At 64.1% G+C, this 19,671-nt stretch carries 19 protein-coding genes; 12 read left to right on the top strand and 7 right to left on the bottom strand.

From position 1 onward, the window contains the following. The first annotated feature begins 62 nt into the window (after positions 1 to 62). The 6 genes from JQ591_RS11705 to JQ591_RS11680 all read left to right on the top strand — a co-directional run bounded on the left by JQ591_RS11705 (position 63) and on the right by JQ591_RS11680 (position 5,180). Positions 63 to 764, top strand: coding sequence for a GrlR family regulatory protein (locus JQ591_RS11705; protein WP_211396132.1), 702 nt, complete (start codon positions 63 to 65; stop codon positions 762 to 764). 18 nt (positions 765 to 782) lie between these two features. Further along, a complete protein-coding gene (locus JQ591_RS11700; RefSeq protein WP_211396131.1) occupies positions 783 to 1,466 on the top strand; it encodes a substrate-binding domain-containing protein in 684 nt (227 codons plus the stop codon). Between the two features lie 32 nt (positions 1,467 to 1,498). Continuing rightward, on the top strand, positions 1,499 to 2,320 hold the full coding sequence (locus JQ591_RS11695; protein ID WP_211396130.1) for a tetratricopeptide repeat protein: 822 nt from the start codon (positions 1,499 to 1,501) through the stop codon (positions 2,318 to 2,320). Between the two features lie 208 nt (positions 2,321 to 2,528). Next, a complete protein-coding gene (locus JQ591_RS11690) occupies positions 2,529 to 2,678 on the top strand; it encodes a hypothetical protein (RefSeq protein ID WP_211396129.1) in 150 nt (49 codons plus the stop codon). Between the two features lie 386 nt (positions 2,679 to 3,064). Next, a complete protein-coding gene (locus tag JQ591_RS11685; RefSeq protein WP_211396128.1) occupies positions 3,065 to 3,769 on the top strand; it encodes a hypothetical protein in 705 nt (234 codons plus the stop codon). 664 nt (positions 3,770 to 4,433) lie between these two features. Next, a complete protein-coding gene (locus JQ591_RS11680; protein WP_211396127.1) occupies positions 4,434 to 5,180 on the top strand; it encodes a hypothetical protein in 747 nt (248 codons plus the stop codon). Positions 5,181 to 5,478: 298 nt separating this feature from the next. Here the strand turns inward: JQ591_RS11680 and JQ591_RS11675 are convergent, their stop codons facing one another. Further along, the gene (locus JQ591_RS11675; RefSeq protein ID WP_349630381.1) at positions 5,479 to 6,342 is read right to left on the bottom strand and encodes a LysR family transcriptional regulator; all 864 of its coding nucleotides are present in this window, start codon (positions 6,340 to 6,342) and stop codon (positions 5,479 to 5,481) included. A 126-nt stretch (positions 6,343 to 6,468) separates the two neighbouring features. On the opposite strand from JQ591_RS11675, the gene JQ591_RS11670 reads away from it, so the two are divergent. Next, positions 6,469 to 6,930: a GlcG/HbpS family heme-binding protein gene (locus JQ591_RS11670; protein WP_211396126.1), complete on the top strand. Its 462-nt coding sequence runs from the start codon at positions 6,469 to 6,471 to the stop codon at positions 6,928 to 6,930. 70 nt (positions 6,931 to 7,000) lie between these two features. Here JQ591_RS11670 and JQ591_RS11665 read toward each other — a convergent pair whose 3' ends face one another. Genes JQ591_RS11665 through JQ591_RS11655 form a run of 3 tightly spaced genes read right to left on the bottom strand, consistent with a single transcriptional unit; the run spans position 7,001 to position 10,924 of the window. Next, positions 7,001 to 7,618: an Isoquinoline 1-oxidoreductase subunit gene (locus JQ591_RS11665; RefSeq protein ID WP_211396125.1), complete on the bottom strand. Its 618-nt coding sequence runs from the start codon at positions 7,616 to 7,618 to the stop codon at positions 7,001 to 7,003. Positions 7,619 to 7,631: 13 nt separating this feature from the next. Beyond that, positions 7,632 to 8,156, bottom strand: coding sequence for a (2Fe-2S)-binding protein (locus tag JQ591_RS11660; RefSeq protein WP_211396124.1), 525 nt, complete (start codon positions 8,154 to 8,156; stop codon positions 7,632 to 7,634). Then, positions 8,153 to 10,924, bottom strand: coding sequence for a xanthine dehydrogenase family protein molybdopterin-binding subunit (locus tag JQ591_RS11655; RefSeq protein ID WP_211396123.1), 2,772 nt, complete (start codon positions 10,922 to 10,924; stop codon positions 8,153 to 8,155). The genes JQ591_RS11660 and JQ591_RS11655 overlap by 4 nt, the downstream gene beginning before the upstream one ends. A gap of 276 nt (positions 10,925 to 11,200) precedes the next feature. Between JQ591_RS11655 and JQ591_RS11650 the strand changes: the two genes are divergently transcribed. From JQ591_RS11650 to JQ591_RS11640, 3 genes are all read left to right on the top strand, one after another. After that, the gene (locus JQ591_RS11650) at positions 11,201 to 12,760 is read left to right on the top strand and encodes a multicopper oxidase family protein (RefSeq protein WP_211396122.1); all 1,560 of its coding nucleotides are present in this window, start codon (positions 11,201 to 11,203) and stop codon (positions 12,758 to 12,760) included. Positions 12,761 to 12,882: 122 nt separating this feature from the next. After that, positions 12,883 to 14,505, top strand: a complete 1,623-nt coding sequence (locus JQ591_RS11645; protein ID WP_211396121.1) for an ABC-F family ATP-binding cassette domain-containing protein — start codon at positions 12,883 to 12,885, stop codon at positions 14,503 to 14,505. Positions 14,506 to 14,574: 69 nt separating this feature from the next. Further along, on the top strand, positions 14,575 to 15,450 hold the full coding sequence (locus tag JQ591_RS11640) for an MBL fold metallo-hydrolase (protein WP_211396120.1): 876 nt from the start codon (positions 14,575 to 14,577) through the stop codon (positions 15,448 to 15,450). Between the two features lie 157 nt (positions 15,451 to 15,607). Here the strand turns inward: JQ591_RS11640 and JQ591_RS11635 are convergent, their stop codons facing one another. Further along, on the bottom strand, positions 15,608 to 16,699 hold the full coding sequence (locus JQ591_RS11635) for a type II asparaginase (protein ID WP_211396443.1): 1,092 nt from the start codon (positions 16,697 to 16,699) through the stop codon (positions 15,608 to 15,610). A gap of 223 nt (positions 16,700 to 16,922) precedes the next feature. Next, complete coding sequence (locus JQ591_RS11630; RefSeq protein WP_211396119.1) at positions 16,923 to 17,171, bottom strand: hypothetical protein; 249 nt, start codon at positions 17,169 to 17,171, stop codon at positions 16,923 to 16,925. A gap of 203 nt (positions 17,172 to 17,374) precedes the next feature. Between JQ591_RS11630 and JQ591_RS11625 the strand changes: the two genes are divergently transcribed. Beyond that, positions 17,375 to 17,842, top strand: coding sequence for a cupin domain-containing protein (locus JQ591_RS11625; protein WP_211396118.1), 468 nt, complete (start codon positions 17,375 to 17,377; stop codon positions 17,840 to 17,842). 4 nt (positions 17,843 to 17,846) lie between these two features. Here JQ591_RS11625 and JQ591_RS11620 read toward each other — a convergent pair whose 3' ends face one another. Continuing rightward, the gene (locus tag JQ591_RS11620) at positions 17,847 to 18,809 is read right to left on the bottom strand and encodes an alpha/beta hydrolase (protein ID WP_211396442.1); all 963 of its coding nucleotides are present in this window, start codon (positions 18,807 to 18,809) and stop codon (positions 17,847 to 17,849) included. 128 nt (positions 18,810 to 18,937) lie between these two features. Here JQ591_RS11620 and JQ591_RS11615 point away from each other — a divergent pair, with 128 nt between their 5' ends. Continuing rightward, positions 18,938 to 19,615 carry a nitroreductase gene (locus tag JQ591_RS11615; protein WP_211396117.1) on the top strand — a complete coding sequence of 226 codons (678 nt, stop codon included), beginning with the start codon at positions 18,938 to 18,940 and terminating at the stop codon, positions 19,613 to 19,615. The last annotated feature ends 56 nt before the right edge of the window (positions 19,616 to 19,671 follow it).

Here is a 19,671-nt window from a genome sequence, read left to right as displayed (position 1 = left end):
GTCCATCGCCGCCGAAAGCGGGATAGAGTGCGTCCGGATGCGCGCAGGGCCGGGGACGGCTGGTGTTTGAAGGCTTCTACAAGGTGAAATTTCAGCTCGGCGACGGGGTCGGCCGAAGCGTGATGCATGCCGGTAACGGCAAGATGCTGGGTGGCAATTCGGCCTTCGCCCATATCGGCACCTATGCGAAGACCGAAGGCGGCGTCGACGTCGTGATCAACACCGTCCGCCACAACCCCGATCCGAACTATCGCGCCATGGCCGGCACGGACGATGCGACCCTGCTGGCCAAGGGCTGGGCCGACGGCGATCTCTATCGCTTCAAGGGCGAGCTCAAGGAGCTGCCCGGCGTGCCTTTTCAGTCGTTGATGACACCAATCACCGAAGACGAGGTGCCGATCGCCGGCGGGGTCGGCGAGGCCGGCATCGCCGACGGGCTCTACTCGGTGCATCTGCGCATGCTCGACGGCGTCGACGGCGGCCTCACCGGTGTGATGCTGCTCAACAAGGGCCGCATCCTCGGCGGCGATGCATCGTTCTACTATCTCGGCAGCTACACCGCCGCCAACGGGCGCTGGAAGGGCCAGATCCTCAATCAGGAGCACACGCCGGCCAAGGACGATCCGATCTTCGGCGGCCACGAGGTCGGCATCGGCTTCTCCGGTACCTATGACGCCGAGCAGGCGGTGCTGGAGGCAACGGCGCTCGCCGGCAAGCGCAGCCTGCGCCTGACCGCCGCGCTCAAGCTGATGCACCGCGCCTGATCGTTACGGGAATTGCTTATGGAAAAAATTCGCATGCTTTCGACGCTCGGCCTGATGGGCGCGATGCGCAGCCTGTCCTCTGCGTACGAGACCGCGACTGGCGTCCACATCGACGCCGATTTCGCGCCGACGCTGGCGCTGCTCAAGCGGTTGCGCGACGGCGAGGCCGCCGATCTCGTGATCCTCACCCGCGAAGGGCTCGACGAGATGATCGGCGAGGGCCGCGTCGTCTCGGGCAGCGCAGCCGATCTGGCGCGCTCCTTCGTCGGCATCGCGGTGCGGGCAGGGCAAGCACATCCCGACATCGCCACCGCATCCGCGCTGCGCGACACGCTGCTCGCGGCGCGGTCCGTGGCCTATTCGCGGCTGGGTGCGAGCGGGGTCTATTTCGCCCGGTTGATCGCGCAGATGGGGATCGCGGCAGAGATCAACGCCAAGGCTGATATCGTCGAGCAGGGCTTTACCGCGGAGCGGCTCGTGAGCGGCGAAGCAGACCTCGCCGTGCAGCAGATCAGCGAGCTGAAGCAGGTCGAAGGCATCGAGGTGATCGGCCCGATCCCGCATGATCTGCAGACGCCGGCCGTGTTCTCCGCCGGCCGGATGGCGAACGCCGAGCACGCCGATGCCGCGGAGCGGCTGCTGCGCTATCTGGCGTCACCGGAGGTCGTCCCCGTGCTGCGCCAATCGGGACTCGAGCCTTGAATTTGCCGGGGCGACGACGCAACTTGGCGTTCATGCGGACTTTCCTCGTTGCCATCCTCTTCGTGCTTGCGGTGCCGTTGTCGGCGCTTGCGCAATCGGCCGATCTCGTCCTGTGCGATCGGGTCGCCGCCGATCCCAGCGATCCCGACAAGCCGGCCGATGTGAGGGGCGTGGCGGAGATTGCAGTCTCCGACGTTGCGACCGCCATCAAATTCTGCAAGCAGGCCGCGCCGTCGTCGCGGCGCGCGATGTTCGCGCTCGGCCGCGCCTATGCGGCCAACCGGCAGACGGCGGAAGCGATGGCTGCCTGGCGCAAGGCCGCCGACAAGGGATCGAGCGCCGCGATGGTCGAGCTCGGTGTGGCCTACGGCACCGGCTCCGGCGTCACCAGGGATGAAGCGCAGGCGCGCAAATTATTCGAGAAGGCGGCGCAGGCCGGCAATCCCCGCGGCGTCAGCAATCTCGCCGCGCTCGGCGGCAGCGGCGGTGCCGCGCCGGCCGACCCCGCACAGGCGCGGGCATTGCTCGGCAAGGCCGCCGAGACCAACGCGGAGGCCCAGTACCAGCTCGGCATGATGCTCTCCGAAGGCACAGGCGGGGCGAAGGACGACGCCGCGGCGCGCGCGCTGTTCGAGAAGGCGGCGGCGCAGAACCATCCCGGCGCGCTGGAGCGGATGGGCGCATTCGCGCAGGAAGGCCGTGGCGGGCCAAAGGACAAGGACGCCGCGAAATCCTATTACGAGCGCGCCGCAGCGCTCGGCGACGCGGATGCCAAGCAGGCGCTGGAGCGGCTGCGCTGTCCCTATGCGATCAAGGACAAGCAGGGCAAGCTCGTCACCACGCTGTGCTTCTAAAGCGCGATGAACGCGCTTTAGATTTATTTGTGAGCATGATCTTTTCGGAAAACCGCCGCGCACGTTTCCGGATCATGTTTCGTCCGCCGCCGATGGCCGTGACTGCTCCATGCCCGCTTTGTCGCGTGCTGGTGTCGACGGGTTCGAATGCGTCAGGAACCAGCCCGGACAAGGTCCGTTGAATCCTCGACAAGCAGGAGGCGCAACCATGATCCGCAAGCTCGCATCCGGCGAATATCGCCTCTATTCGCGCAAGGCGAATCCCAAGACCGGCAAGCGCCGCAACCTCGGCACGTTCAGGAGCCGCGCGGCGGCCGAGAAGCATGAGCGCGAGGTGCAGTATTTCAAGCGTCACTAAAGCGCGATGAGATGAGGATGAATCATCATCGCGCTTTAGGTTGTTGCTTGAGCATGATCTTTTCGGAAAACCGCTTCGCATTTTTCCGGATCATGCACTAGCGCCCGAGGAAGGCCGTTCGCCACCGGCCATAAAAAAAATCGCGAAAACAACCCCATGCACAGTAGCCAAGTGGTTGAAATCACGGCTCTTGCAGACGGTGTTAAAATCGCAGCTCTGCGGAATTGGCGAAATCGTTTGCGCCGTCGGGCAAAACAGGGGCATGATGACATCATGGCAGCGCGTGGCTCCGCGAATGGCCCTGCGCGGAAAAGCCGGATGGCCTTGGTGCGGCGGCGGTGCTAGGTAGCCCCGTGATTTCCTTCTGATTTTGCAGGTCTATTGCGTTGCTGGACGGGCTCTACAAGGTTGAATACGGCGTCAACGATGCGTTCGGCCGCAGCATCATGTGCCTGCACGACGGCAAGATGCTGGGCGGCAATTCCGGCTTCGCGCATCTTGGCACCTATGTCGAGCGCGACGGCGAGATCATCGCCGAGGTCATCACGGAGCGGCATAATCTGGATCCGAACTACAAGCCCCTGATGGGAGCCGATGTCGCCTCGATCGGCGCACGCGGGCGGTTGCACGACAACCAGATCCGCCTCAAGGGGGGCGCGGACACCATGCCGGGCGCCAGTTTCTGGGCCAATCTCACCCGGCTCGACGATGGCGCGCTGCCGCCCTGCGGCATGATCGGGGAGGGGGGCATCGCCAACGGGCTCTATGGGATGAGCCTGCGCGCGCTCGACGGTGTCGAGGCCGGACTTTCCGGCGTGATGCTGCTGATCGACGGTCGCATCCTCGGCGGCGATGCGTTCTTCTATTATCTCGGCTCCTATTCCTCGGCGGACGGCCGCTGGAAGGGCGAGATGCTCAACCAGGAGCACACGCCGGCGAAAGGCGAGAACCCCGTGTTCGGCGGCTACGAGGTCGGGATCGGCTTCTCCGGCACCTGCACGGCCGACAGCGGCGAGCTCGAAGGCATCGCACTCGCCGGCAAGCGCAGCCTGCGGCTGGCAGCCTCGCTCAAGCTGATGCGAAGGGCTTAGGGCGGTTACTCAAAGTTCCGGGTGTCCGCTTGCGAAGGTAAAGCAGGCCTGACGTGCGACTCGCGGCGATGTCGGCAAGTGACCCAAAGCGGACAGCTTGAGAATAACTGGTAGTGTCTCAGCTTAATTAGCGCCATAGTTGCGTGTGAATCATTTTACTAACAGTGCACCAGACAAGTGGCCAGTACCGACGATGGAAAAGGCTCGTTGGGGTGAGGACAACGCCGAAAATGAAATTGCCGGATACACCGAAGATGGCTTGGGCGATCGTCGCGATAGCCTTGCTGATAGCAATGATCAGAACTTTCGATGGTTATTATTCCTTTAGCCGAGTTGTAAGCTGCGGATATTTTTATTGCGATGTCGAATTTTCAAGAAACAAGGCGCAGCGAGAACAACGTGGGCCGCCATCCTTGTAATCACAACAATGCCTTCGTCCCTTAAAGCCGCTGCTCGGGCGCTGCACCCGGTGATACCACGTCTGATATTGGCCCATAGCCGACCTGCCGCGATCAGCTGGTGCAGGACCGCTTGTGACCCGCTGCGGACCTCGCTGTTTATGGAAAATTGAGCATTGGTCGGGCCCACGGTTGACGTTCCGCTACGCATGCAACCAAAAGGTTTCGTAGCCAAAGCCAAGAATGGTCGAGGCCGGAGCAGCCGCATGAGCACCATCTGGAAGAGCGCGGTCATCACCGTGCTTGTCGCAATGAGTTCGATACCAACCGCGCCGTGCGAAGAAGCGATCAGGCGAGCCGCGGACGGAAGATACCTTGTTGACTTGAATGGCCTGACCGTCGCGCTGCCGGGGGAAAGCCCGCAGGACAACCAGATCGGATTCGGCGTCTCAAAGGCGCCAGGCACGGGCGTTAGTCTTTTCTACCTGCGTGATTTGGTGCGCGATCCAGGCCGCTATGTACCCATGCTGCGGTCGTCGGATTGGATTGACGTTAGCGCAGGGACCTCGGTTAATCATCCTCACGAGATCATCGGCATTCCGGTCGCAGCCGGAGTGAACAAGGTCGGTATTCGTTCGGGCGGGGACAACTATTGCGAACCCATGAAAGCGGATTGGGCCCGCTATCGGCAGGTAGCACTGGACATGCCGATCGACCAATATGGGTGGACTAGGCAGGACAACGAAAGAAATTCTTCGAGCCTCTTCATCAAATTTCTAGATAGCGGTGACCGTGCGAAAAGCCGCTATTACCCGCTATCTTGCGGCTTTTCTGGAGCGTGTTCGATCTTTGCGTGTCACGATAACCTGTCCTTATGGGTTTCGTTTTTCTCTTCGAACAAACCCAAGGGCGACGACTATGGGGTGAAGGACTTCGACCGGCAAATCGCCAGCGGGATCAAGGTTCTTGAGAATATGGTCTTAAACCGATCAGTCGATTTCTCACATCATTAGCTGTCAGCATGTCATCGAAGGAAGAGCGACCCGATGAGGTCTGCTTTTGGCCCTTAGCCGACTCTATAGGGTGGGCTGACCATGTCTGCTCTCGAATGTGGAGCGGCTATTCATCCGAATCGAATTTATGAGCATCCGCTAGGGATCAAGACACGCCGCCCCCCGTCTTGACCCAAGCCTCCACCAGCGCGCCGGCCTGCGCCTGCGTGCCCGGCACGGGCGAGCGGCCGAAGCCGGGCTTCCAGGCCCAGCCGACAAGGGTGTCCTTGCCGATGTGGTCAGGCGGCGAAGCCGCCACTCATATCCGCAGAGCAGAGAGCCGCGTCACGAGGAAATCCATGGCGGCACGGACGCGTCGCGGCAACGCGCCGGTACCCCGCCTGACCCAAACGATCTGGAGGGGAATCGGGGGCGGCTCGTGACCGACGAGGATTTGCTCGACAATTCCTTGCTCGATGAGCCTGCGCACCTGCCAGAGCGGTGCGAGTCCGATGCCAAAGCCAGACGCCACGGCCGCATTGCGCACGGCGGCATTTTCCGATCGAAAGCGGCCATGCACCTCTATGCGCCGCTTGTTGTCGTCAAATACCCATCTGTCGTCGTCGCTGGTCCGCAGCACGCATTCATGGCGGGATAGCTCGCCTGGATGCTCGGGACGACCGTACGCGGCGAGATAAGCCGGTGAAGCGAAGACCGCCCAATTCAGTCCGCCGATGCGGCGAACCCGCAAGTTCGAGTTTGGCAGGTTGCCGATACGAACCGCGAAATCGAGCTTCTCGGCGACGAGGTCGACATGCTCATCAGACAAGACAAGTTCGATGTCGACTTCCGGATTCCGTATCAGGAACTGGCTTAGCGCGGGTGTCACATATTCGGGCCCGAACAGGCTCGATGTGCCGATGCGGATCGTGCCGGCGAGGCGCCGGTCGCTGGCAATCAGATCTTCGCGCGCGCCGTCGATGGTCGCGAGTGCCAGGCGGATGCGGTCGGCAAAATCGAGTCCTGCCGTCGTCGGATGCAGGCGCCGCGTCGTCCGCGACACGAGCTCCACGCCAAGATCCTGCTCGAGCCGCGCCAGCGAACGGCTGACCGCCTGAAGCGATCGGCCGAGACGAGCTGCTGCCGATGTCAGGCTGCCCTCGTCAACGATCGCCAGAAAAATCGTGTAGTCCGCAAGCGAGGTCAGGGCTATTCTCTCGACAAGTGAGATAATGTATCCGGGATATCATATATTATCACCAGATGCGCAATATGATGTTGATGAGCTCTCAACGACCTGGAGCTCTCCATGACGAAGATCGCCCCCTCGACGGCAAAAGCGCCTCTCGCAGCCCTGACGCCTCTCTACGGCGCCCCCATAACGCTCGACGAGGCGGCGCTCGTCGCCGGTGCGGCCCGCGCCGAAGCCGAGCGGCAGGGATGGCCCATGGTGATCGCCATCGCCGACAGCGGCGGCCATCTCGTGCTGCTATATCGTCTCGATCAGGCGCAGCATGGCAGCGTGCTCGTCGCTCAGCAGAAGGCGAAAACGGTAGTCGATTTCAGGCGATCGACGGCGCTGTTCGAATCCGCGCTCGCCGACGGTGGCCTCCATCTGCGGCTTCTGGGCATGACCAACCTGACGCCTTTGGAAGGCGGCCTTCCGATCCTGCGCGACGGCAGAGTGATCGGCGCGATCGGCGTATCGGGCATGCAATCAACCCAGGACGCGCAGGTCGCATTGGCGGGTCTCGCGGCTTTCGGATCCTGACCGGACCGGCCTAATTCGTCAGGGCCGGGAAGCACGAACGCGAGGTGCAGTATTTCAAGCGGCGCTCGCCCTACGGAGCCGGGCACGCCGCTCCGGTCTTCGCCCAGGCCTCGACAAGCGCGCCGGCCTGCTCCTGCGTGCCCGGCACGGGCGAGCGGCCGAAGCCGGGCTTCCAGGCCCAGCCGACCAGGGTGTCCTTGCCGATATGGTCGATCAGGTCTTCCACCTTGCGCCCACCATTGCGGGCGGGATCCCTGATCTGCTCGCAGATCTCGCCGATGGTCCTGCCCTCCCAGGCCATCTCGCGCGGGGCCAGGTGCCAGTCGGGATGGCCGGGCATGCGGCCGGGCTCGAAATTGGCTTTCTGGTGGCAGGTGTTGCAGCGCATCGCCTCGAGCCCATGGCCGTCAGCGCCGCGCGTGACCGGCGGCTGATGCAGGCGGGCGCTGTCGCCCTGATGCGGCCTATCGCCGGCCGGATGACAATTGGTGCAACGCGGATGCGTCAGCACCTTGCCGAGCTCGGTGAAGATTGCGGCCGAGCGCTTCTCTGTGTCGCCGATCGCGGCAAAGCTTTCGGGCGAGGCGAGGGCGTGGCTCGCCGTCTCCGACGCCGCGTAGCCCGCACTGAGACTGCCGGCGAGGGTGGCGATGACGGCCATTGTACGAAACCGCGTGTCGGATCTCATGGATGGTGTCCGCTCACTTGGTGGCAATGAGGTAGCGGTTCGAATCGGCGAGGATCACGTCGCGCACCGCCTCGTGATATTTGACGTAGCCGGTGCAGCGACAGAGATGACCGTCGAGCGCATCCGCGATGGTCTGCTCCAGTGCCTCGCGCGCGACCGGTGTCCGCGCCAGGCGCTCCAGCAAGACCTGGCCCTCATTGAGGAAGCCGGCGGTGCAATAGCCGCACTGAAAAGCAAAGTGATTGATGAAGGCCTGTTGCAATGCCGAGAGCTGGCCGTCCCTGGCGTGCCCCTCGACGGTGCGGATCGACTTGCCGTCGAAATTGACGGCGGGCGCGACGCATGTCGGGCTGGTGGTGCTGGTGCCGTCGGGCGCGTCGACGATGATGGCGCAGCTCAGGCACTGTGCGGCGCCGCAGCCGAACTTGGTGCCGGTCATGCCCAGCATCTCGCGCAGGAAATCGTTCATCGAGAGGTCGTCGCGGACGTCCATCGGACCGTGCTTCTGGCCGTTGATGGTGAGGCTGAGGGTCGTCACGCGAGCACTCCCTTCAATAGGCTTGCGGTGACCGGCAGCGCGCGGAAGCGATGGCCGGTGGCGTCGTGGATGGCGTTGATGAGCGCCGGCACGATCGGGATCATCACGACCTCCGCCATGCCCTTCGGTGCTTCGTCTGGGACTAGCGGCTTCAGCATCTCGATCTCGAGATCGCGGAGCGGCAGGTCGGAGCCGCGTGCGACCAGATAGCGCCCGAGATTCCATTCGCCGTTGCCCGGCCCGCCCTCGAATGGGGGCAGGGTTTCGAGCAGCGCGTAGCCGACGCCCATGGCGAAGCCGCCCTGGGCCTGGCCCATCACCACCTCGGGCACCAGCGCGGTGCCGCATTCGAACACGCTATAGGCCTTGGCGATGCGAAGCGCGCCTGTTGCGCGCTCGATCTCGACGCGGACGACCGTGCCGCACATCGAGGTGTAGGCGGTGCCGATCCGGTTGTTGTCGGTCGGCGGAAACTTGACGCTGGTGCGGTTGATCCGCTCGAACTTGCCGTTGCCTTTGCGGATCGCGAGCGCGTCGATGTCGGCGCGGTATTGCTCGCCGGACAGCGGAAAGCGTGCACGCGACCACGCCCAGCGCGAGAAGCTGTGCGCAACCGCACCGGTGACGAAGCCGCGCGCGTGAGCTGTTGCCGCGAGCACGGGGAGGGCGAGCGGTTCGAGGCCGGGCATGGTGAGCTGGCCGTTCTGCCAGCTTGCGCTGGCCCATTGCCGCGCGCGCGGATCGGCCTTCGCGATGCGCCACAGCTCCAGCGCCGCAGGCCACAGGCCGAAGCGGAAGATGACGCGGGCGGCTTCCCCGGCGGAATGGGTGCCGACATGCGCGCCGATCGAGGAGCTTGTCGGCGAGCTGATCGCGGGCACCCAGCGCGGGTTTTTCTCCGCGGCATCCTGGGTCTTCTGGTCGATGGTGGAGGGATCGCCTGATGTGACCAGCCCGAGCACGTCATAGCTGTCGACGCGGGCGACCGAGATCTCGTCGGCGATGGCGCCGAGATGGCCGGCCACCCGGTTGGCCAGCGCCGTCCCGATGCCGTTGCCCATCTCGACATGATCGCAATAGATGACGATCCTGCCGTCGGGGGCAAGCTCCACGCGTCCGAGCGAGCCGTCCGCGCCGGAGCCATAGTCTTTCGTCACGCAGGCGACGCCGGTGCCGACCAGCCGATCCGACGATGCTTGTTTGAATTGCGCCCGCTGCTGCCAGATCGGGTGCTTCTCGAGCTTGTCGAGGATTTCGGGCGTGCGCACCGAGACGATGTAGGGATTGCCCGTCATGGTCCGGCCGTTCTGGGGTAGCGCATTGCGCCGCCGGAATTCGATCGGATCGGTCTTGAGCTCGGACGCCGCCTCGTCGATCAGGACCTCCAGAGCCGTCATGGCTTGCAGGATGCCGTAGCCGCGCATCGAGCCCGCGCTCACGCCGCGCGAGTGCACCGCGACGGTCCTGACGTCGACCTTCGGAATGTCGTAGATGCCGATCGCGCCGGTGGCCGCGACGACGGCGACGCTGGCCGAGAAATGGGCGAGCCCGCCGCCGTCGAGCACGTGATCGGCGGCGAACGCCTTGATCTTGCCGGTCGCGCGATCGATGCCGATGCGCGAGCGCATCTTGATCGCGTGGCGCTTGATGCCGGCCTGAAACTGCTGGTAGCGGTCATGCGCCAGCCGCACCGGCTTGCCGGGAAAGCAGACCGCCGCGAGCGCAACGTAGAGAATGAAAGGTGTGTGATCGCGGCCACCAAAACCGCCGCCGACATGGGCGAACTGCGCGTTGATGTGCGCCGGCTTGTAGGGCGCGCGGGCCTTGCCCAAGAGATGCGCGATCGAATCCGCCGCCTCGTAGGGCGACTGGACGCCAAGCAGCAGTTCGAGATTGCCGCCCTTGCCGTCGTACCAGGCGAGCCCGCATTCCGGCTCCAGGAACATCGGGTCGACCGATTGCGTCTCGAACTCGCGGTCGAGCACCAGCATCGAGGCGTCGTCCGCTGCAAGCTCGGCGCGGATCTGCTCGCCATATTTCGCCGCCTTGGCGTAATCCGCCGGCATGTCCTTCGCGAGCGGCGACCACACCGGCAGCGCCGCGCTCTGTACCTTCTTGGGCGAGACCCAGCCGGCCTGGAGCGGCGAATAGACATCCGGCTTGTCAGGCGAGGGACCTGCCACGCGGGTGAAGCGGAAGGCTCCGTAATCCGGGACGAGGACAGGCCCGGTCTCCTCGCCGAATTGGACGAACGTGCCGTCGCGCAGCGCGAGACGCGCCTGGTCGAAGGCGTCGAATTTTTCGAAGATCAAAAGCGCGACCGGCTGTCCCAGATAGAGCGGCGTCGTGCCGATCGGACAGAACAGGTCGCCCGCATAGAATTCCGGCACCTGCGTCCCGATCCGGTCGAGATCAGCGGCGGTGATCACCACCGACGGCTTGAGCGCGCCGCCGAGGCGGGCGAGGTCCAGCCCGGTACAGACGTGCGTGGCGTCGTTGGCGCGGACCAGGATCGCGTGCGAGGTGGCCGGTGGCCAACCCGGGAGATCGTTGGCCCGGAAGTCGGAGGCGTAAAGCTTTGCGCCGGTGACCTTGGCGACGCCGTCGACACGGCCGGCGCCCTTTGTCGCGGGATTGAACTTGCCGCGTCCAGGTAGCGTCTCGTGGGCTGCGAAGGGAACTCCCGCCGCCGAAGCCAGATGCGACAGGCTGACCGAGATGCCTCCCGCCGATAACCACTTCACGAACTCGCGTCGCGAAGGCCTCATGATCAGATCCTTGTACAAGGTTTCGAGAACATCATGATGCTTGCGGCATCGATGCCCGGAGAGTTCGCATCGATGCTAGCTCGAATCCGTCATGATTCGTCATACGACGATAGAAAGGGTCTGGGCGTTTACAACCGGTGAATGTCGTGCGCTTCCCGGATGGGATCGACGTTTCGCGCTTGCTTTAGAATCGAATCAAACTGAAGACGGATGGGCAACGGGGGCGAAACGCAAATGCAGCACGATCCGAACGACGTCTCTCCAGTCACAGCGGATATGACAAAGCTCTCGCGACGCCAATTGCTCGATTACGGTCTCAAGGCAGGCGCTTTGTCGCTGGTCGCAGGGGCAGCGAATGCCCAGCATGCCGTGCACGACCATGCCGGCGCCTCGCACACCGCGGACATGTCGCCGACCATGGGCATGGTGCCGGAAACGCCGGTTTCCGCCATGGATCAGCCGCTGCTCGAGCCCGAGGTGCGGCGGTCCGTCAATGGCGTGCTGAGCACGACCTTGCGGGTCGGCTATGCCTACCGCCAGATCGGCGGTGTCAGGCTCTATGTCAGATCCTACGAGGGCGGCAGCCCCGGGCCGACCCTGCGCATGAAGCCCGGCGAGACGCTGCGCATCAAGATGATCAACGACCTGCCGCCGAACCGCGATGGATTGCCGGCCGACATCAGCCATCCGCACCAGTTCAACAACACCAATTTCCATTTCCACGGCGCGCACACCAGCCCGAGCGGGATTGCCGACAACGTCATGCGCTCGATGGCTCCGGGCCGCAGCTACAACATCGAGATCACCCTGCCGGCCGATCACACCAGGGGCACCTACTGGTATCACCCGCATCACCACGGCAGCGCCGACATCCAGATGTCCTCCGGCATGGTCGGTGCCGTCGTCATCGAGGGCGATTTCGCCGACGTTCCCGAGATCGCCACAGCCCGCGAGCGCCTCATGGTGCTCACCCAGGTGGTCTACGACGCGAGCGGCATGGTCGAGAATTTCGAGACGCTGTTTCCCGAAACCGCGACGCGCTTTCTCGCCATCAACGGCCAGCGCCGGCCAATGATCGAGATGCGGCCCGGCGAGGTGCAGCGCTGGCGCATCCTCAATGCCGCCTATCAGGACGACATGCTGCTCGACCTGGAAAAGCACGATCTGCATGCGATCGCCTATGACGGCATCCAGCTCGGCGCCATGCAGCCGCTCAAGCAGCTCCTGATTGCGCCTGGGCAGCGCGCCGATATTCTGGTGAAAGCAGGCAGCCCCGGCACCTACGCCTTCAATGCGGCGCCCTACGATCAGGGCCATCCTTCGCCGGTGGGGCCGCTGGCGCGGGTCGTGGTGTCAGGCGCGCCGATGGACATGACGCTGCCGCGCGCCCTGCCGCCGGCGCCGCTCGCGACCATCAAGGACTCCGAGATCACCAACCGCCGCAAGGTGGTGCTGTCGGCGACCGCGCCGGAGGCCGATGCCGCCGGCCATTGGCAGGAATTCGAATTCTTCGTCGATGGCAAGAAGTTCGACCCCGGACGGATCGACCAGCGGGTCAAGCTCGGGGCGGTCGAGGAGTGGACCATCGTCAACACGCATGAGCATGACGACCACGTGTTCCACATCCACACCAACCCGTTCCAGGTGGTCTCGGCCAATGGCAAGGCGCTGGCGGTGCCGGAATGGCGGGATTCCGTGATCGTGGAGCGCAAAGGCGGCGTGGTCGTTTTCCGCTCCCGCTTCCTCGATTTCGCCGGCGTCTACATGCTCCACTGCCACATGATGAACCATGAGGAGATGGGCATGATGCAGACGGTGGAGGTCTACAAGCCCTAAGCTGCGGGTCGAATTGCGCGAATTTGGGCGGCGGCCGGGGCTGATCCGGGCCCGGCCGGGCTTCCCCTGGCGGCCCGCATGGCCTATGACGCTGCAACGCAACAATCCCCCAAAAAGACCTCATGATCCGCCTCGACAACGTCAGCAAGCAAGCCGGCCACCAGATCCTGTTCATCGAGGCGTCCGCCGCCCTCAACAAGGGTGAGAAGATCGGGCTCGTCGGCCCGAACGGCGCCGGCAAGACCACGCTATTCCGGATGATCGCCGGCGAGGAGCTGCCCGACGAGGGGCAGGTCTCGACCGATCGCGGCATCACCATCGGCTATTTCAACCAGGACGTCGGCGAGATGGCCGGCCGCAGCGCCGTGGCCGAGGTCATGGACGGGGCAGGACCGGTGAGTGCGGTGGCGGCCGAGTTGCACGAGCTCGAGACGGCCATGGCCGACCCCGACAAGGCCGAGCAGATGGACGAGATCATCGCGCGCTATGGCGAGGTGCAGCACGCTTTCGAAGAGCTCGACGGCTACGCGCTCGACGGCCGTGCGCGCGAGGCGCTGTCCGGCCTCGGCTTCAGCCAGGAGATGATGGACGGCGACGTCGGCAAGCTCTCGGGCGGCTGGAAGATGCGCGTGGCGCTCGCGCGCATCCTGCTGATGCGCCCCGACGTGATGCTGCTCGACGAGCCGAGCAACCATCTCGATCTCGAAAGCCTGATCTGGCTTGAGAAGTTCCTGCACGACTACGAAGGCACGCTGCTGATGACCTCGCACGACCGCGAGTTCATCAACCGCGTGATTTCGAAAGTGGTCGAGATCGATTCCGGCTCGCTCACCACCTATTCCGGCAATTACGAGTTCTACGAGCAGCAGCGTGCGTTGAACGAGAAGCAGCAGCAGGCCCAGTTCGAGCGCCAGCAGGCGATGCTCGCCAAGGAGATCAAGTTCATCGAGCGCTTCAAGGCGCGCGCATCTCATGCAGCTCAGGTTCAGAGCCGGGTGAAGAAGCTCGACAAGATCGAGCGGGTCGAGCCGCCGCGCCGCCGCCAGACGGTGGCGTTCGACTTTCCGCCGGCGCCGCGCTCGGGCGAGGACGTCGTTGCGCTCAAGCAGGTGTTCAAGGGCTACGGCAGCAAGCGCATTTACGACGGGCTCGATTTCATGATCCGCCGTAGGGAGCGCTGGTGCGTGATGGGCGTCAACGGCGCCGGCAAATCGACGCTGCTCAAGCTCGTCGCCGGTGCGAGCGAGCCGGACGAGGGCACCGTGGCGGTCGGCGGCAGCGTCAAGATGGGCTATTTCGCGCAGCACGCGATGGATTTGCTGGACGGCGAGCAGACGGTGTTCGAGTCACTCGAATACGCGTTTCCGACCGCGGGGCAGGGTTCCTTGCGCGCGCTCGCCGGCTGCTTCGGCTTCTCCGGCGACGACGTCGAGAAGCGCTGCCGCGTGCTGTCGGGCGGTGAGAAGGCGCGGCTGGTGATGGCGAAGATGCTGTTCGATCCGCCGAACTTCCTGGTGCTGGACGAGCCGACCAACCATCTCGATCTCGCCACCAAGGAGATGCTGATCACGGCGCTGTCGGATTTCGAGGGCACCATGCTGTTCGTCTCGCATGACCGGCATTTTCTCAGCGTCCTGTCGAACCGCGTGCTGGAGCTGACGCCCGAGGGCATCCACCAGTTTGGCGGCGGCTACACCGAATACGTCGCGCGCACGGGGCAGGAAGCGCCGGGGTTGCGGAGCTAACATTCCGCGACGCGCCTTGACGCGTTGATGCCGCCCGCTACGCTCCCTCAAAAAGGGAGCGAAACAACCATGAAGCAACTTCGGATCGGCGACATCACCATCGATGCGGTGATCGAACGGGAAGGGCCGTGGCGGCGGCCGCAGGATTTTTTCCCGGCTTATGACGAGGGCGTGTTCAAACGCCATCTGCCGACCATGGAGCCGGAGGTGTTCGATGCCGAGCGCGGCATGATGGTCATCACCTACCAGACCTTTGTGGTGCGCACGCCACGCTACACCATCCTGGTCGACACCTGCACCGGAGAGGACAAGGGCCATCCGCCGCCGTTCGATTTTCCCGGCAAGGAGCGCTGGCGCAACGAATTGTTCGCGCTCGGCATCGGCTTCGAGCAGATCGACTACGTCTTCTGCACCCATCTGCATATCGACCACACCGGCTGGAATACGACGCTGCGTGACGGCCGCTGGGTGCCGACGTTTCCGAACGCGAAATACGTCTTCCACAAGGGCGAGTATGCAGCGTGGGAGGCGGAGAACGCCAAAGGCAACAACCCGCCCGGCACGGTCTTCCGGGACAATTGCCTGCCGATCGTCGAGGCAGGCCAAGCCCTATTGGTCGATGATGACTACGCGCTGGATGACACCGTCACGCTGACGCCGACGCCGGGGCATTCGCCCTGTCATTGCTGCGTGAACATCTTTTCGAAGGGGCAACGCGCGGTGGTCGCCGGCGACCTCATGCATCACCAGATCCAGTGCCGCGAGCCGGAGTGGTCGTCCAAGCCCGATTGGGATGCGAAGCAGTCGGCGGTGTCGCGGCGAAAGTTCTTCGCCTCCGTCGCCGACACCGACACGCTGATCCTGCCGATCCATTTCCCGGCGCCGACGGTCGGCCTGATCAAGCCGCTGGACGGAGCGTTTGATTACCGGTTCAAGCGGGAGTGACCATCGCCTCGCCGTCATGGCCGGGCTTGTCCCGGCCATCCACGGCCTTTGCTACACGGAAACAAGAACGTGGATGCCCGGGACATCTAGCGCGAAGAGGCGCTTCGCGCTTCTGCCCGGGCATGACGAGTCTTGGAGCGACCGCGGGTCGGACCCTCTAGTAACTGAAGAACATCCGCTGGATATCCTTGGTGTCGGTCGTCTTGGTCAGCGCCAGCATCAGCAGAATACGCGCCTTTTGAGGATTGAGCGTATCCGAGACGACGAAGTCGTGTTCGTCGTCCTTGGCCTCGCCATTGCGCGCGACGATGCCGTTCCCGACACGGCTGCTGCGAACGATCACGACACCCTTCTTGCGGGCCTCGTCGAGAGCCGGCTCGACCGCGGGCCGAGCCAGGCTGCCGTCACCCACGCCGGCATGCACGACCCCCTTGGCTCCGGCGGCGACAAAAGCGTCGATCGCGACCCGGTTCATGTTGGCGTAGCCGTAGACGATATCCACTTGCGGCAGGACATCGAGGTTAGAAACGTCAAATTCGGAGTCCGCCGTGTGCCGGCGCGTCGATTGACGATAGAAGTACGGCTTGTTGCCCTGCATGTAGCCGAGAAAGCCGAGTTCCGGCGTGCGGAAGGTGTCTGCCGTCGAGGTGTTGTTCTTGGTGACATCGCGAGCCGCGTTGATCTGGTCGTTGAGGGCAACCAGCACGCCCTTGCCGACGGCCTCGTCACTGCCTGCGAGGATCACCGCGTTAAAGAGGTTGATAGGCCCATCCGCGCTGATCGCTGTCGACGGCCGCATCGCGCCGACGACGACGACAGGTTTCTTGCTCTTGACGACGAGGTCCAGAAAATAGCTGGTTTCCTCGATCGTGTCGGTGCCGTGCGTGATCACAATCCCATCGACGTCGTCCTGCGCGAGCAGCGTGTTGACGCGCTTTGCGAGCTTGAGCCAGTAGTCATTGTTCATGTTCTCGCTGGCGATCTGGAAAACCTGCTCGCCCTTGACGTTGGCCACTGTTTTCAGTTCGGGGACGGCGTTCAGGAGGGTCTCTATGCCCACCGTGGCTGCGGTGTAACCGACCACGGTGGTGCTGCTCGCACCGCTGCCGGCGATCGTGCCACCGGTTGCGAGTACCATGACGTTGGGCAGGCCGGGGCCCCTCGCATTTGCGGCTTCAAGACCCATGAGCAGCGCGAAGAGCAAGCTCACTGTCGCGATGATCTGATGACGCACTCGAGGTTGCCACATCTTGACGTCCCTTTCCTGGATAGCCCTGTCGATGCGCCCCCGTCGCCCAGCACGGCATGATCGGTCAGCCGAGGCCTCCTGTCTAGGGTGGCGCTGCTTTCGGATGATTTTGGTTTGGACCCTGGCACACGGAAACACACACGCGAATGGCCGGGACAAGCCCGGCCATGACGCAGTTTGTTTGGCGATTGCCCGCTAAAGAAGCAGCGAATTCGTAGCGCGATTACGCGCCGACTTCGCACTTCTTCATGAAGCTGTTCTTGGCGGCACCGGCGAGCGGCTTGCCCTCGGCGCTGACCGCCTTGGGCGTGCAGGCGTCAGCCTTGCACTTCTTCATGAACGAGGTCTTGGCGGCACCAGCCAAGGCCTTGCCATCCTTGCCGACGGCCTTGCTTTCGCAGGTGTCGTCCGCGAAGGCCGAACCCGCTGCAAAAGTGGCAACGATCGCAGCCAGGAAAATCCGCTTCATCATGATTGTCTCCCTAAACCAGAAATGGCACGCGGATTGGAGCTGGGAATCGTGGCGCAATCAAGCTGGATGAGCGCCTGCGTCCGCTCTTCCTGGCGATTTTTCGGGCGCGAGTTCGACAGAGGCCACGGCCTGCTGCACTGCTCGCTGACCGGGCCGGGCGATCCTGCTAGCTTCGGGCGAGTTTAGCCGGAGGGAGCATCGTGATGGAGACTCTGATCGAGAAAGTGCCGGATGCCGCGGCTGATCGGCATTCTCACCTGGTTCGGCCGCAAGACATGGAATGGCAGAAGACGCGCTTTCCCGGCTGCGAGGCCAAGACGCTGCTGTTCGATCGCAGCAGCGGTCTGATGACTGCCTTGATGCGCTTTGCGCCGGGATCGGTGCTGCCCGATCATGAGCATGTCGGCGTCGAGCAGAGTTACGTCATCAAGGGCGCTCTCGTCGACAACGAGGGGCCGGCCAGGGGGATCGCCTGCAAGGCCGGCGAGTTCATCTGGCGCGAGGCGGGCAGCCGTCATGCCGCCTGGTGCCCGGAGGGCGCCTTGATCCTGGCGATCTTCCAGGTGCCGAACAAGTTCTTCGAAGCCGACGGCCGCGTCGTCGATGCCGCCGGTCAGGATTGGGACCAAACGTGGGGGCACACCGACACGCAACGGGCGCGGAGCGCCTAGCCGCTCATACGCCCCGCGCGAGAAGCGCCTTGAAGTCCGCTCGTGCACGCCGCGCCTCGGCCCGCGCCACCTCGGAGGCGTCGCCGAGGCCGAAATAGCCGTGGATCAGGCCGGCACCCTCATGATGCTTCACCCGCACACCGGCGGCCTCCAGCGCCCGTGCATAGGCTGCGCCCTCGTCGCGCAGGGGATCGAACCAGGCGGTGGTGACGATCGCGGGCGCGACGCCGGCGAGCGAGGTGGCGCGCAGCGGTGAAACTCGCCAGTCGGTCGCGTGCGAGGGATCGGCGAGATAATGACCGCAAAACCACTCCATCACAGCGCGAGAGAGGAAGTAACCATCGGCATTCTCAGCGCGCGAAGGAAAACGTGCGTTCTCGCGCGTGTCCGCATAGCTGCCGAGGACGTCGGTCACGGGGTAGACCAAGAGCTGCGCGGCGAGCCTGATGCCGGCGTCGCGGCAAGCGATCGCGGTAGTGGCCGCGAGATTGCCGCCGGCGCTGTCGCCGGCAACGCCGAGGCGTTTTGCATCGCCACCAAATTCCGCGACGCGGCCAAACACGTCGCTGACCGCCGCAAAGGCGTCCTCGAACGCGCCGGGAAAGCGCGTTTCGGGCGGGCGCCGGTAGTCGACGGAAATGACGACCGCGCCGGTCTCGATCGCAAGGTTGCGTGCCTGCCGGTCGTGGGTCTCGAGGTCGCCCGCGACCCAGCCGCCGCCATGGAAGAACACCACGGTCGGCGCGGGCGTGGTGCCGACCCGGTAGACACGTGCATCGAGCGGACCGGCGCCGCCTTTCACCTTGATATCCGCAACGATGTCGACCGGCGGCGGCGGTATGGCCGCGCGCGAGGCAGCCAGTGCGCGCAAGGAATCGCGGGCGCTCTGTGGCGTCATCGTCGTGTGATCGCGCATCGGCAGCAGCGGAATGATCTGGGCGATGACGGGATCGAGCGGTGCGGCCATGTTGGCTTTCATGGGATCCTCACAGGGTTCTTGGTCTTGCTTGCGGGTTAGCATAGATATTGCGCGCCGCATCGGCAACCGCTCGCGTGTTGCAATGCCGGGGGATGAACGGGCAGGGAGGTCTTGAGGTGGAATTCGAAACGCTGGTCCAGTCGCGCCGCAGCGTGCGCGGCTTCAGGAACGGGTCGGTGCCGCGCGCGGTGATCGAGGCGATCATCGACAGCGCCAAGCGTGCGCCGTCGTCGATGAACACCCAGCCCTGGCATGTCCACGTGCTCACGGGCGGTCCGCTGGAACAGCTGCGCCGACGCAACATGGAGGAAATGGTTGCCGGTGCCAAGGTCAAGCGCGACATCGTCAGCCACGGCGAGTACCAGGGCGTGCACCGGACGCGGCAAGTCGACGTCGCCAAGAAACTGTTCGGCGCGATGGGGATCGCGCGCGACGACAAGCCGATGCGCCAGGACTGGGTGCTGCGCGGCTTCCGCCAGTTCGACGCGCCGGTCTCGCTGGTCTTGACCTATGACCGCGTGCTCGATCCCGGCGCGGTCTGCCATTTCGATCTGGGCGCGCTCTGCTACGGCATCGTGCTCGCGGCCTGGGACCGCGGTCTCGGTTCGGTGATCAACGGGCAGGGCATCATGCGCTCCGACATCGTGCGCGAGGTCGCAAACATTCCGGAGGACGAGGTGATCATGACCTGCGTCGCGATGGGCTATCCCGACGACAGCTTTGCCGCCAACGCCGTTCGCTCCGATCGCGAGGGCAACGACGATTTCGTGCGCTATGTCGGCTTTGCCGATTGATGCCTGCAAGTTGATGCCTGCAGGTTGATGCCCGCAAGCGTGCGTGCATCAGCAGG

It is taken from the genome of Bradyrhizobium canariense, from assembly GCF_018130465.1.
In the GTDB taxonomy this organism is placed as follows: domain Bacteria; phylum Pseudomonadota; class Alphaproteobacteria; order Rhizobiales; family Xanthobacteraceae; genus Bradyrhizobium; species Bradyrhizobium canariense_C.
Note: the sequence above shows the minus strand (reverse complement) of the source record. Positions and strands in the feature narration are given on the sequence as shown.

What these genes read in the sequence shown, in the direction of transcription:
- JQ591_RS11655 (WP_211396123.1), bottom strand. Translation starts at nt 10,924, where the DNA reads ATGAGGCCTTCGCGACGCGAGTTCGTGAAGTGGTTATCGGCGGGAGGC.
- JQ591_RS11650 (WP_211396122.1), top strand. Translation starts at nt 11,201, where the DNA reads ATGACAAAGCTCTCGCGACGCCAATTGCTCGATTACGGTCTCAAGGCA.
- JQ591_RS11645 (WP_211396121.1), top strand. Translation starts at nt 12,883, where the DNA reads ATGATCCGCCTCGACAACGTCAGCAAGCAAGCCGGCCACCAGATCCTG.
- JQ591_RS11690 (WP_211396129.1), top strand. Translation starts at nt 2,529, where the DNA reads ATGATCCGCAAGCTCGCATCCGGCGAATATCGCCTCTATTCGCGCAAG.
- JQ591_RS11680 (WP_211396127.1), top strand. Translation starts at nt 4,434, where the DNA reads ATGAGCACCATCTGGAAGAGCGCGGTCATCACCGTGCTTGTCGCAATG.
- JQ591_RS11620 (WP_211396442.1), bottom strand. Translation starts at nt 18,809, where the DNA reads ATGGCCGCACCGCTCGATCCCGTCATCGCCCAGATCATTCCGCTGCTG.
- JQ591_RS11625 (WP_211396118.1), top strand. Translation starts at nt 17,375, where the DNA reads ATGGAGACTCTGATCGAGAAAGTGCCGGATGCCGCGGCTGATCGGCAT.
- JQ591_RS11700 (WP_211396131.1), top strand. Translation starts at nt 783, where the DNA reads ATGGAAAAAATTCGCATGCTTTCGACGCTCGGCCTGATGGGCGCGATG.
- JQ591_RS11640 (WP_211396120.1), top strand. Translation starts at nt 14,575, where the DNA reads ATGAAGCAACTTCGGATCGGCGACATCACCATCGATGCGGTGATCGAA.
- JQ591_RS11670 (WP_211396126.1), top strand. Translation starts at nt 6,469, where the DNA reads ATGACGAAGATCGCCCCCTCGACGGCAAAAGCGCCTCTCGCAGCCCTG.
- JQ591_RS11630 (WP_211396119.1), bottom strand. Translation starts at nt 17,171, where the DNA reads ATGATGAAGCGGATTTTCCTGGCTGCGATCGTTGCCACTTTTGCAGCG.
- JQ591_RS11665 (WP_211396125.1), bottom strand. Translation starts at nt 7,618, where the DNA reads ATGAGATCCGACACGCGGTTTCGTACAATGGCCGTCATCGCCACCCTC.
- JQ591_RS11635 (WP_211396443.1), bottom strand. Translation starts at nt 16,699, where the DNA reads ATGTGGCAACCTCGAGTGCGTCATCAGATCATCGCGACAGTGAGCTTG.
- JQ591_RS11695 (WP_211396130.1), top strand. Translation starts at nt 1,499, where the DNA reads ATGCGGACTTTCCTCGTTGCCATCCTCTTCGTGCTTGCGGTGCCGTTG.